The sequence below is a fragment of the bacterium genome (assembly GCA_023228325.1).
GTDB lineage: Bacteria > Auribacterota > UBA6266 > UBA6266 > UBA6266 > UBA6266.
Genome location: JALOBK010000001.1, coordinates 1,531,648 through 1,543,278 on the forward strand (window position 1 = coordinate 1,531,648; position 11,631 = coordinate 1,543,278).

14 protein-coding genes and 1 tRNA gene are annotated in these 11,631 nt (G+C 42.1%); 12 read left to right on the forward strand and 3 right to left on the reverse strand.

Annotated elements, in window-relative coordinates; translation table 11 throughout:
• Positions 1-111: 111 nt before the first annotated feature.
• Genes M0R36_07315 through M0R36_07325 form a run of 3 tightly spaced genes read left to right on the forward strand, consistent with a single transcriptional unit; the run spans position 112 to position 1,541 of the window.
• Positions 112-549, forward strand: coding sequence for a DUF2752 domain-containing protein (locus M0R36_07315; GenBank protein ID MCK9555607.1), 438 nt, complete (start codon positions 112-114; stop codon positions 547-549).
• 21 nt (positions 550-570) lie between these two features.
• Positions 571-891 (forward strand): DUF4190 domain-containing protein, encoded by a 321-nt coding sequence (locus tag M0R36_07320; GenBank protein MCK9555608.1) that lies wholly within the window; start codon positions 571-573, stop codon positions 889-891.
• Positions 892-917: 26 nt separating this feature from the next.
• A complete protein-coding gene (locus M0R36_07325) occupies positions 918-1,541 on the forward strand; it encodes a DUF4013 domain-containing protein (GenBank protein MCK9555609.1) in 624 nt (207 codons plus the stop codon).
• A 37-nt stretch (positions 1,542-1,578) separates the two neighbouring features.
• Here the strand turns inward: M0R36_07325 and M0R36_07330 are convergent, their stop codons facing one another.
• Positions 1,579-1,773 carry a DNA gyrase inhibitor YacG gene (locus M0R36_07330; protein ID MCK9555610.1) on the reverse strand — a complete coding sequence of 65 codons (195 nt, stop codon included), beginning with the start codon at positions 1,771-1,773 and terminating at the stop codon, positions 1,579-1,581.
• On the reverse strand, positions 1,773-2,033 hold the full coding sequence (locus M0R36_07335; protein MCK9555611.1) for a zinc ribbon domain-containing protein: 261 nt from the start codon (positions 2,031-2,033) through the stop codon (positions 1,773-1,775). The genes M0R36_07330 and M0R36_07335 overlap by 1 nt, the downstream gene beginning before the upstream one ends.
• 134 nt (positions 2,034-2,167) lie before the next feature.
• Here M0R36_07335 and M0R36_07340 point away from each other — a divergent pair, with 134 nt between their 5' ends.
• The 9 genes from M0R36_07340 (at position 2,168) to M0R36_07380 (ending at position 11,389) form a co-directional block, all read left to right on the forward strand.
• On the forward strand, positions 2,168-3,235 hold the full coding sequence (locus M0R36_07340) for a GntR family transcriptional regulator (protein MCK9555612.1): 1,068 nt from the start codon (positions 2,168-2,170) through the stop codon (positions 3,233-3,235).
• A gap of 18 nt (positions 3,236-3,253) precedes the next feature.
• Positions 3,254-5,608, forward strand: a complete 2,355-nt coding sequence (locus M0R36_07345) for a glycosyl transferase (protein MCK9555613.1) — start codon at positions 3,254-3,256, stop codon at positions 5,606-5,608.
• 87 nt (positions 5,609-5,695) lie between these two features.
• A complete protein-coding gene (locus tag M0R36_07350) occupies positions 5,696-6,616 on the forward strand; it encodes a hypothetical protein (protein ID MCK9555614.1) in 921 nt (306 codons plus the stop codon).
• 10 nt (positions 6,617-6,626) lie between these two features.
• Positions 6,627-7,070 carry a D-aminoacyl-tRNA deacylase gene (gene dtd / locus M0R36_07355; GenBank protein MCK9555615.1) on the forward strand — a complete coding sequence of 148 codons (444 nt, stop codon included), beginning with the start codon at positions 6,627-6,629 and terminating at the stop codon, positions 7,068-7,070.
• Positions 7,067-8,218 carry a hypothetical protein gene (locus M0R36_07360; protein MCK9555616.1) on the forward strand — a complete coding sequence of 384 codons (1,152 nt, stop codon included), beginning with the start codon at positions 7,067-7,069 and terminating at the stop codon, positions 8,216-8,218. Before dtd ends, M0R36_07360 begins: the two co-directional genes overlap by 4 nt.
• Positions 8,219-8,220: 2 nt before the next feature.
• Entirely contained in the window at positions 8,221-9,018 is a 798-nt protein-coding gene (locus M0R36_07365) for a polysaccharide deacetylase family protein (protein MCK9555617.1), read from the forward strand.
• 79 nt (positions 9,019-9,097) lie between these two features.
• Positions 9,098-9,868, forward strand: coding sequence for a glycosyltransferase family 2 protein (locus M0R36_07370; protein MCK9555618.1), 771 nt, complete (start codon positions 9,098-9,100; stop codon positions 9,866-9,868).
• 18 nt (positions 9,869-9,886) lie between these two features.
• Positions 9,887-10,846 (forward strand): radical SAM protein, encoded by a 960-nt coding sequence (locus tag M0R36_07375; GenBank protein MCK9555619.1) that lies wholly within the window; start codon positions 9,887-9,889, stop codon positions 10,844-10,846.
• Between the two features lie 57 nt (positions 10,847-10,903).
• Positions 10,904-11,389 (forward strand): hypothetical protein, encoded by a 486-nt coding sequence (locus M0R36_07380; GenBank protein MCK9555620.1) that lies wholly within the window; start codon positions 10,904-10,906, stop codon positions 11,387-11,389.
• A 122-nt stretch (positions 11,390-11,511) separates the two neighbouring features.
• Here M0R36_07380 and M0R36_07385 read toward each other — a convergent pair.
• Positions 11,512-11,597 (reverse strand) — tRNA-Leu (locus M0R36_07385).
• Between the last annotated feature and the right edge of the window lie 34 nt (positions 11,598-11,631).

Here is an 11,631-nt window from a genome sequence, read left to right on the forward strand (position 1 = left end):
AAATCACTTTTAAATGCAAAAATTATAATGTTTAATTGATACGGTATAAATATTTCTTGAAGCCTGAAGTCATAACATATTATAATCTCTAAGTTTATGATAACAAATAGTTTGAACGCAGTAAAAAAATATTTTTTTGATAAGAGAGCCGCTTTTAATTTGTCGTTGCTGATTTTTCTTTTGTTCGTCTATGCGGTTTCTTTTTCTTTAACGCCTTCTACAGACGGAGTGGGGACTCACAAAAATCTGTTTCTTCCGCCGTGCCTGTTCTATGAAACCACCGGGATTCCGTGCCCGTTCTGCGGATCGACCACTGCCTTTGCTTACCTGGCGAAAGGCGGGTTTACTGAAGGTTTTAAAGCAAACCCGTTTGCGGGCCTGTTATTTTTTTCGGGTTTTTATTTTTTGCTTTATTCGGGATATTGTTTTATCCTAAGTAAACCGCTTGATTACATGTATTTTTTTCTTATGGCGGTTCGTGTTAGATGGTTTATTGCGGCTTTTATCATTCTTTCATGGATTATAAAGATATATTTACATTTTAATTGAAAAAATCCAAAGGAGGTTTATATGGACGAACCTGTAAAAGCGCCCGAAGTCGTTCCGTTAGCCGATAAGGCAAGCGGAAGAGCGGTTACATCGCTGGTATTGGGAATTGTGGGTATCTTATGCTGCGGCCCTCTTGCAATAGTAGCATGGATATTAGGTGCAATTGAGCTCTCTGATATAAAAAAGGGCCTTTCTCCCAAGGCGGGGGAAGGAATGGCAAAGGCCGGTATGATAATAGGTATTATAGGCACTGTCCTTATGATTCTCGGTATTCTGATATGGATAGCTCTTATGACAATGGGAATTATGGCTGGGGTTGCGGAACAGGGCGGAAGTTATTGAAAATTCATTAAAAGGAGGTTGTAACTATGCGTTTTCAAATTGAACAGGCTTTAAAATATCCTTCGAAGGACAGTAAATGGGCGGTTAAGCTCCTTATTCTCGGGGCGACACTTATAATACCCATTGTGAATGTGGTAACAAGCATATTCGCGGCAGGATATATAATAAGGTTTTTAAAATCAAGTATTGCCGAGTTTAAAGGCGGCGCTGAAGCTAAACTTCCCGAGTGGGATGATATGGGGAAAATCTTTATGGAAGGGCTTATGCCGTGGGTAGTATGCATTATGTACGGCATAGTGTTCTCTTTTGTGCTTTTTGTGGTAAGGCTGGTGTTTTCCATGCTGGCTTTTCCTCTGATAGCTTTTGTTCTTCTTCTTGTCATGGCGCCGGTTGTTTTTGTGGCGCTGGCCGGGTATTGTCAGAATTCAAAGTTCGAAGATGCTTTCAAGGTGAAAGAGATTTTCAATGAAGTAAAGTCGAAATGGCTTGATTATATTATTGCAGGCCTGATTTCATGTGTTGTCAGTTCGATAGGTTTCCTGGCGTGTTATATAGGCGGAATTATTACACTGCCTTACGGAAAAATTATCGGGGTGAGAATGATGTCTCAGGTTTATTGCGCGGCGCGGAAAGAAGGAAAAGAGAAATAATTTATTTTTTCAGCAGAGTGCGGGCCGGAGGGAAATTTTATTTTTCTTCCGGCTCTTTTTCTTCGGGATGGCTGTCATCGTTTAAGGGCGTTGAGATCCTGTATGTGTTTTCGAGCCATCCGTAAAGATCGCTGTATTTGCAGTGATGGGAGCAGAACGGGAAAAACTTTGAGCCTTTTTCCACCGCATTTCTGCATCTGGGACAGGGGAATTGTTTTCTTTCTTCTGTCATTATTTCTTGTCTTTCGGGCATGAATTGTCTTTAGCCGGGCAGTTCCGGCAGCTCTCATTATTGTTTCTTTTGGGGTTTTTATAGTCGGTTTCGTAAAAGCCGGATCCTTTGAAAATTATACCCGAACCGCTTCCTATTATTTTTACCACACTGTTACCCGTTTTGCATTTGGGACAATCTTTTACGGCCGGATCGCTCATTTTTTGAAAAAGCTCGAATTCGTGGCCGCACTTTTTGCATTTATATTCATAGGTCGGCATTTTCCCCTCCATTGTTGTTAAGCAGTATGAAGATTAATAAATCAGAATATGTAAAGTCAAGCGATAAATGAAGATTGCATGTTGACAGAATAAAGGGACGATGTTAAGATAACTCCTATATAGGAGTATAGAAGATGGGAATGCCGAAATATGTCCTGATAAAAAATTATATAAGTAAATTGGTAAAAGAGCGGAAATTGAAACCCGGAGACAGGGTTTTTTCGGAAGCTGAACTTTCCAGAAAATTTTCTGTTACCGAAATGACTGCAAGGCATGCGCTTGAGAGCCTGAGCGGGGAAGGAACAGTATCCAGAATCCACGGGAAAGGCACATTTGTTACGGGAAAATACTCTTTCGGTTCGGGTAAGGGCAACCTGTGGTTCATTTTACCGGAGAAACTTGCCGGAACTGAACCCAACCCTTATTACTCTCCGATTTTGTGGGGAGCGGAAAGGGCCGCAAGAAAAGCCGGTTACAGGTTTGTGGTTATGTCGATTGACGGTCAGGAAGAGACGCTTTCGGGAAAAATAGACATGGAACGGGTTAAAGGGATTATGTTTGCGGGTTTTGGCGTATCCGGCAGAATCAGCGGTTTTTTATCTCGCAAGATTCCGGTTGTGATGGTTGACTGCCTGGACCGCTCAGGTGTATCCGATTCGGTTTGTCCGGATAATTTTTCAGGGGTAAAAGAGGCGTTGAAATATCTTTTTTCAAAAGGGCACAGGAAAATTGCCCATATAGCCGGCGATATAAAGCATACCAATGGTGATGAGAGAAAGAAGGCGTATATGGAGTTTTCATATGATAACGGATTTAAGGAAGCGAAAAACTTTATCCTTAAGGGCGATTTCCTTTTTATGACCGCAAAGAAATCGGTTGAGGCCGGTTTTGAAAAAATCAAGAAATGTTCGGCAATATTTGCCGCGAATGATATGAGCGCGTTCGGCGCTATTACCGCGCTGAAAAATAAAGGGATTAGAGTTCCCGAAGATGTAAGTGTTATCGGTTTTGATGACATTGATTTCTCTAAATATTCCAGCCCCGAGCTTACTACCGTAAGGGTTGATAAATGTTCTATGGGAGAAGCCGCGGTGGATTGCCTTATGGAAAGGGCGGGCGGCATGTTCAGCAAGAAAAAGGTAAAAAGGATTAAGACGGATTTGGTCGTAAGAAATTCGGTTTCACAGTTAAGGAAAGAATAACAGCGACGGAGAAAAGTTATGCAATTTGGATTTTTTGATGATGAGAAGAGAGAATATGTAATTACAAGGCCCGATACGCCCGCGCCCTGGATCAATTATCTCGGTACATCCGATTATTGCGCGATAATTTCCAACAATGCCGGCGGTTATAGTTTTTCTCAATCCCCCAAAAGCGGAAGAATATTGAGATTTAGGTTTAATAATATACCGGAAGACAGGCCGGGAAGGTATATATACATAAGGGACAGAGAAGACGGTGATTACTGGTCGGCGTCATGGCAGCCTGTCGCCAAGCCTCTGAAAAAATTCAAGACCGAATGCAGGCACGGCCTGGGTTATACAAAAATATCATCCCTGTATAAGGGTATTGGCTCTCATGTGACTTATTTTGTCCCCGAGAACAGGAGATGCGAGGTGTGGGCTCTGGAGATTAAAAATAAGTCGGATAAAAAGAGAAAAATCGATATTTTTTCGTATGCCGAATTCTGTTTCTGGGATTCCGAACTCGATATGAAAGATTACCAGTATATCCTGTATACTTCGAAAACCTGTTTCCGCAGAGGCCTGATAGACTACAGGCTTCAGTTCGGTAACGGCAGATCAAAAGAGGCTTTTTTCGGATCAACGGGAAAAATAGAAAGTTTTGATTCTGTCAGGGAATCATTTATCGGGCGGTACAGGAGCGAAAGAAATCCTTTTGCCGTAGAAAGAGGATATTGCTCGTCTTCCGTTCAGGAAGGGGGAAATCCCTGCGGGAGCCTTCAGATAAGAATGGTATTGAAACCCGGAGAGTCAAAGAAGATAAATTTTGTGATGGGCGAAGCGGATTCACCCGGCGAAGGCAGCAGGATTATACGGTATTTCGGGAAGAAAGATTCTGTGGAAAAGGAACTTGGAAAGATCAATAAACTCTGGAGCGAAAAATTGAACGCTATGCAATGTTCCACAGGGGTAAAAACATTCGATAGTATTTTTAATATATGGAATCAATACCAGTGCCACACGACATTTAACTGGTCGAGATCGGCATCTTATATCGAGGCCGGAGGAAGAGACGGTTTAGGGTACCGCGACAGTCTTCAGGATATACTGGGTGTGGTGCATGCTATCCCCGGAAAAGTCAGGACAAGGCTGACCGAACTTCTGAAGGCCCAAACTTCAACAGGATGCGCTTTTCACCACATACAGCCCCTTACGATGAAAACAGGGCAAGGGCATTTTCCCGCCGGGGGTACGGTTTATTCGGACGATCACTTATGGCTTGGAATTGCTGTCGGGGCATATATAAAAGAGACGGGTGACAAGAAATTTCTTTTTGAAAATATATCTTATATTGATAAGGGTTCAGCCTCTGTTTATGGCCATCTTCTGAAATCCGTGGATTTTTCGCTCAATAATCTGGGGCCTCACGGCCTGTGCCTGGGGCTTGCCGCGGACTGGAACGATTGCATTAATCTTTACGGGAAAGGCCAGTCTGTTTGGTCAACCATACTTCTGGTTAAATCGATGGATGAGATTATACAGCTTGCGGATTATGCGGGTAAAAAAACAGATGCACTGAAACTGACGAAATTAAAGCGAAAAATTTCGGACAGGATAAACCGTGTCGCATGGGACGGAAAATGGTATTTGAGGGCGTATGTGGACAGCGGGCGTAAGGTCGGGTCTTCTTCATGCAGGGAAGGGAAAATATTTGTAAACCCGCAGTCATGGGCGGTAATGAGCGGGATTGCCGATACAGGAAAAGCCAAATCATGCATGAACAGTGTTTACAGGTATTTAAACACAAAGTTCGGAATCCGGCTTTTGTCTCCGGCTTATGCGAAATATGACAGGGAAATAGGCTCAATTACGAGTTTTCCCATGGGACTTAAAGAGAATGCGGGGATATTCTGCCACGCAAATCCGTGGGTTATTATTGCGGAATGCATTATGAAAAATCCCGAACGCGCTTTCGAGTACTGTTCCAATATTCTGCCAAGCGCTTATAATGCCGAATCGGATAAACGCGGGGCGGAGCCGTATGTCTATTCCCAGTTTACAACGGGCAAAGAAAACAGTAATTTCGGCCAGACGAAAAACCCGTGGTTAACCGGTACGGCGGCATGGTGTTTCATCGCATCCGCCAATTATATATTAGGCATAAGGCCTGATTTTGACGGGCTGGTTATAGAACCCTGCATCCCGTCAAAAATAAGAGGCTTTAACGTCAAAAGATATTTCAGGGGCGCCCTGTATGATATTCATGTGGAGCGCCGGAAAGGATTAACATCTTCCCGGACAACGCTTAATGGAAGAGATCTTAAAGGGATTAAAATCCCTTTGCAGAAAAAAGGTTCGGAAAATAAGGTATGCGTGGTCCTTCCTTCTTAGAAGAAGCGGCGGAATTTTTTATAATATCCCTCTTGAATTATGTCTGACATAGTCATATTATAATATAATTTTACTTAGGGGGTAAATATGGTTCGGTGCGGCAAGTGCGGTTATGATAATCCGATAGGCAAATTTCATTGTATGAGGTGCGGCGAGCGCCTTAAGTATGATCCGCAAAAAGAAATCAGGAGAAACAATTTTTCGGTTTGGAAAATTATTAAGACCCTGTTGAAAATAATTATTCCCGTTTTTGCTGTGGCTTCAATTGTTTTGATTTTTATCGAACCTTCGGTTACAAAAATAGATGAAAGTTATTCTCACAAGGAAAGTTTTGACAACAAACTGCTTCAGCTTCAGGTAGCCGCTTCAAAGGGAAGAGGATATGTCATTGCCGTAACCGGCAGGGAACTTACTTCAAAAGCCCATTATTCGCTGATAGACAGGGAAACGGAAGATAAAAAAAATATACTTTCTAATATGGGTTTCAGGATAGACGGTGTTTACTGCTCGGTTGAATCCGGATTCCTTTATTCAACCGTTGTCTATGATATGAAAGGAAAGAAAATTATCCTGAAAATCAAGTCCACACTGGGCGCAAGCGAAAACGGGAAACTGGTTTTTAAAGCAGAGGAGGTTTCAATGGGTAAGCTGCCGATATCTCCGGTTACTGTAAATCTCCTGCTTGAAAGTTTTTCGAAATCCGGGAAGTATTCGGATTCTTTTCAATTGCCTTATTATATTAAAGACATAAAGATAGTTAATGACCAGATATTATTTTCTTCCGCAAAACTTAAGGATTCAGCCGGCACAGAGAAAGCTGCGGAAGATGATGAGGGACAGCCGGACAGGGAAGAGCTTATCATCGACGCGAACAACTGCTTTAAATCAGGTGACTATAAAAAAGCATCCGAATTATATGAACAGTATTTAAACACATTCCCTGATGATATTGTTAATGATAAAGTTGAACAGCTGCTGGAAAAATCCAGGAGCATGTCGGGAAATTAATTTTAATGATATGAAAGCTGTTATTCAGAGAGTCAGCGGGGCTTCGGTTGAAGTAAAAGGAGAGCCTGTTGCGTCTATTTCGGATGGTATGCTGGTTCTTGCGGGTGTTGAAGAAGAAGATTCGGAAAAGGATGTGTCTTATATAGCTGATAAAATTGCCGGATTAAGAATTTTTAACGATAAAAACGGTAAAATGAACTTATCTATTGCCGATACCGGCGGCAGCGTTATTATAGTTTCCCAGTTTACTCTCTGTTCAGATTGCAGGAAAGGCAGAAGGCCGGCTTTTGACAACGCGATGGAACCTGCGCTCGCGGCAAAGCTGTTTAATGAACTGGTCGACGGCATAAATGCCAGGGGTATAAAAACAAAGACAGGGGTATTCGGCGCTGAGATGACCGTTAATATATCCAATGCCGGTCCTGTTACATTTATTTTGGATTCGAAGAAATGAAAAAAAGACTGTTGCTTTCGGTTATAATATGTTTTGTTTTATTTTTCTGCAGTTCTTACGCCGGAGCTGTTTATATACTCAGCGCTTCAAAATACTTCGGATTTTTTGCCGGGAACACAACGGAAGCGAATGAGCTTGTTTTCCAGGCTGAAAAAATGTTTATTGAACTGGACAGGTTATTCAAGAAAAATTCCGAGGTTAAGAACCCGGTGATCGTGAAGTATTCGGAATCTGAGGAAGGTTCCGAATTCAATATGGCATTTAAAGGTTACAGGATAACTTTTTTTTCCGATAAAACCCCTGAGAATAATTACCAGGCCCTGTCAGAGTTATGCGCTACGGCTTATTTTATGGTGGAATCAGGGCTTGAAGATACGGAATTCAGGATTGGGCCCAATCCTGTCCCGTACTGGGTTTATGCGGGCGCGGCAAGTTATATGATATATAAACAACGGTACGGAGTCTGGAAATTTGTCCAGGAGGAATATAACAGGGGAATGCTGGACTTCACTGTTTTATTCAGCGATGCCGGCAGAGAAGCGAAAATAGAACCTGTCGCGGCCGGATTACTGTTCGGTTATATAAATTCGGATAAGAAAAAGCGCGATTTATTCCTGGAGTTTGTATCTCTGACAGTGAATGGTATGAAAGTTGACACAGCTTATAAAAATACTCTCTTTAAGGTATTTGGCCCGGCAAGCAACCTTGTTTCGGATTTTCTTATCGTTGTTGATGAGAAAATCAGCAGCTCACTTTTTGAACTTATGTATGATGAGGAAGAAACGCGCGAAAAACTTATCGGCATAATATATACGGACCCGGACAGCCTCGGTCTGGAATCGGAAGGGAAGTTAACGCTCAAACAGCTTTATCCTTTTTTGGAGCGTAATGATGTGAAAAAACTTGTTGCGGAAAAATCTGTCGCGATAAAGGAATTGGCGATAAGAAGCCATATGCGGTACAAGGATCTGGTTATTATGTTCGACAGCGTAATCGACTCTATGCTGAGAGGGGACAGGGAAAGTTTCAACCGCTGTTTCCATTCCGCCGACAATAAGGCAGGGAAACTCATAGGCAGCGAATATAAGGTCAAAAAAGCAAAAATAAGATTTTCGGATGTCCGGGCCGCAAGACAGGACAATGATTGATTATGCATATAATTATTATTTTGTTTGCCTGCATCTCTTTTATATGGTTCTCCCTCAGGTTTAACTGGTGGAGGATACCCCGGAAGGGCATCAGGGTTTTGATGTATCACAAAATAAGCCTCGGCCTCGGGGACGGAAAAAAAGAAAAACTGCGTGTTTCCCCTGAAGATTTCAGCCGCCAGATGAGATACCTGAAAGAAAAAGGTTATAAAAGTATATCCTTAAAAGAGCTTAAAGAATATTTTGAGGGAAAAAAGAAATTTGATTTTCATCCTGTCGTTTTATCTTTTGATGACGGGTATAAAGATAATTACCTTAATGCCGTTCCGATACTCAGGGAATACGGTTTTTCAGCCGTTTTTTTTATTTCCACCGCTTATGTGGGAAAAGACAATCTCTGGGATATTAATGGTAAAGATGGCGGGGAACCCATGATGGACTGGAATGAGATAAAAGCATTATGCGGACAAGGTTTCGAAATAGGATCCCATACAGTTACACATGCCGACCTGACGGGGATTCCCCGCGAGGAAATAGTGAAAGAGTTAAAAGACTCAAAAAGCGCGCTTGAGTCGAAACTTGGCGTTAAGATTACAGCCGTCTCATATCCTTTCGGGCACTACAACGGGGAAGTGATGAGAATCGCTTCGGATACGGGATATCCGATTGGGATAGCGACCCGCCACGGGATTAATGCCGAATCGGATAACCCTCTGGCTGTTAAGCGCATATTGATAAGAGGTTATGACAGGCGGCTTGATTTTATCCTGAATGTGACAAGAGGCAGAAGCCATATCTGAAAATACAAAGCGCGAAAGTCACAATACGGAACAAAAATTAAAACTAACAGACAAAATGAATAAAACCCGGAATACCAAAATGGAAAATAATAAATTACCGGTATCCGTTACAGTATTGACTTTCAACGAGGAAGAGAATATTGCCGAATGCCTTGATTCTGTTTCGTGGGCTTCGGAAATAATTGTCGTTGATTCAGGCAGTGAAGATAAAACGGTTGAAATATGCGGGAAATATACGGATAAAATTTTTTATAAAGACTGGGCGGGTTTTGTAGAACAGAAAAATTTTGCGACATCGAAATGTTCCTTCGACTGGGTTTTTAACATAGATGCGGATGAAAGAATAAGCGCTGAACTGGAAAAAAGCATTTTTAATGTATTCGGTTCGGTCGAAAAGGATGTTTATGCGGCTTTTATGATTAATTTCAGATCCAGATATCTGGGCAGGTGGATATATCATTGCGGGTGGTATCCTGATTATAAACCGAGGTTGTTCAACAGGAATAAAGCGCGGTGGGAAGGAGAAGACCCGCATGCAATGGTTGTCCCCAGGGGGAGGACAAGAAGAATAAATGGAGATATCCTCCATTATGTTTATAAAAATATTTCAGCCCAGGTAAATACTATTCAGAGATATTCGGATACCTCTCTCCATAACTTTCTTAAAAAGGGGAGAAAACCCAGGCTCCTTACGATGATATTCCATCCTTTTGTCAAATTTATCGAAACTTATATTATCAAGAGAGGATTTCTCGACGGTTTTGCCGGGTTTGTTATTTCCGTAAACAGTTCCTTTTATGTTTTCTGCAAACATGCGAAACTGTGGGAATATTACACAAAGCATAAATGAAAACTCCTGTCTGTCCCGATGATTGATAATCTTAAAAAATCTGAACTCGCGGAAAAAGCCTGCTGTAACCTGTATTCAAGGCTTGAGAAATGTGATTTGTGCCCGAGAAAATGCGGTGTTAACAGGCTGAAAGGCCAAAAAGGTTTTTGCAGGCTGGCTTCCGGTATAAAAGTGTCTTCCATATCTATCCATCACGGGGAGGAACCTCCCATTTCGGGCACAGGAGGTTCGGGAACAATATTTTTTTCTTCATGCAATATGCGCTGTGTCTTTTGTCAGAATTATATGATAAGCCAGTCGGATTCGGGGAAAGTTGTTGCTGAGGAAGAACTGGCGGAAGCTATGTTGAAACTCCAGCAAAAAGGGGTCCACAATATTAACCTGGTGACACCCAGCCATGTAACGGCGCAGATAGTAAAAGCATTGGCTGTCGCTTATAAAAAAGGCCTGAAACTGCCTGTGGTTTACAATTCGGGAGGATATGATTCGGAAGATGTTCTGAGAGAAATGGAAGGTATTGTCGATATATATATGCCGGATATGAAATATTTTTCTTCCGATGAGGCTTCTTTATATTCCGGGGCTCCCGGTTATCCGGCGGTCAATAAAGCGGCGGTTATTGAAATGTACAGGCAGGCGGGAGATCTTATTCTCGACAAAAATAATATCGCGGTTAAAGGCATCCTGATCCGGCACCTTGTGCTGCCGGATGCCGTGTCGGGCACAAAGGAAATCCTCGATTTTATTGCGAAAAATATTTCAGACAGCGCATATGTCAGTCTTATGAGCCAGTATTTTCCCGAATACAAGGCAGAAGAATTCAGGCGTATAAACAGGAGGTTATCCGATAAAGAGTATGAGCTGGCAGTCCGGTATTTTTTCGATTCCGGTCTGCGTAACGGATGGCTGCAGGGTTTGGATATAGACCCGGATAAATTTTCCATAAAAAAATATCTGGAAGCAGATAATTGCTTGTAATGGGGGATTTTTAATTGTAAAATCGAAAATGCAAATGATAAGGATTACCTGAATAATATGAAAACACTGGTTTTTTTATTGCTTTTGTCATTATCCTCTCAGGCTTTCTGCCAGGCGGCAGATTATTCAACTCCGGAAAAGACATTTGAACTGTATAAAAAAGCGGCCGAAGACGGGAATATTGATCAGTATCTGAAATGTCTTGACCGCAGTACGGCGATGATCTGGAGTGATATTGCCCCTACGTCCGAGCTTATCAAAAAGGAAGTTGCTCCTATCCTCGGGAAAGAATATAAGATAACCTATATCGACAGTTACAGCCGGCGATATGCGATAATTAATTTCAGCGATAAGACTGTTGATGCTCCGCCTTATATATTATGTCAGTCGGACAGCGAGTGGAAAATTGACTTTAAGGCTATGACATGGAGAATAATATGGGACGGACATGAATATAAATACATCAGGCCGTTTGAAGAAAATGAAGAAGAAAAGAGCGCTCCGGCTGAAACCACTTCCGCCGGAAGAAGATCAAGAAGATAACTGCCCCGAATCAGTAAATTTCCGTCAAACCCGTTCAATATGAGAGTTTTATCGTAACCCTGAGATTCTGCTGTTATATGAGTTATGCATTAGAGTTTACGGAGTGGTAAGCTGTATTGTATTGGTGCGAGAGGGGGGATTTGAACCCCCATAGGATTTCTCCCGCTAGCCCCTCAAGCTAGTGTGTCTGCCGTTCCACCACTCTCGCAAATAATGATTACCGAAGTGAAAATGGATTTTAA

Coding starts and splice junctions, on each gene's coding strand:
- M0R36_07320 (MCK9555608.1), top strand. CDS start 571: ATGGACGAACCTGTAAAAGCGCCCGAAGTCGTTCCGTTAGCCGATAAG.
- M0R36_07325 (MCK9555609.1), top strand. CDS start 918: ATGCGTTTTCAAATTGAACAGGCTTTAAAATATCCTTCGAAGGACAGT.
- M0R36_07330 (MCK9555610.1), bottom strand. CDS start 1,773: ATGACAGAAGAAAGAAAACAATTCCCCTGTCCCAGATGCAGAAATGCG.
- M0R36_07335 (MCK9555611.1), bottom strand. CDS start 2,033: ATGCCGACCTATGAATATAAATGCAAAAAGTGCGGCCACGAATTCGAG.
- M0R36_07340 (MCK9555612.1), top strand. CDS start 2,168: ATGGGAATGCCGAAATATGTCCTGATAAAAAATTATATAAGTAAATTG.
- M0R36_07345 (MCK9555613.1), top strand. CDS start 3,254: ATGCAATTTGGATTTTTTGATGATGAGAAGAGAGAATATGTAATTACA.
- M0R36_07350 (MCK9555614.1), top strand. CDS start 5,696: ATGGTTCGGTGCGGCAAGTGCGGTTATGATAATCCGATAGGCAAATTT.
- dtd (MCK9555615.1), top strand. CDS start 6,627: ATGAAAGCTGTTATTCAGAGAGTCAGCGGGGCTTCGGTTGAAGTAAAA.
- M0R36_07360 (MCK9555616.1), top strand. CDS start 7,067: ATGAAAAAAAGACTGTTGCTTTCGGTTATAATATGTTTTGTTTTATTT.
- M0R36_07365 (MCK9555617.1), top strand. CDS start 8,221: ATGCATATAATTATTATTTTGTTTGCCTGCATCTCTTTTATATGGTTC.
- M0R36_07370 (MCK9555618.1), top strand. CDS start 9,098: ATGGAAAATAATAAATTACCGGTATCCGTTACAGTATTGACTTTCAAC.
- M0R36_07375 (MCK9555619.1), top strand. CDS start 9,887: ATGATTGATAATCTTAAAAAATCTGAACTCGCGGAAAAAGCCTGCTGT.
- M0R36_07380 (MCK9555620.1), top strand. CDS start 10,904: ATGAAAACACTGGTTTTTTTATTGCTTTTGTCATTATCCTCTCAGGCT.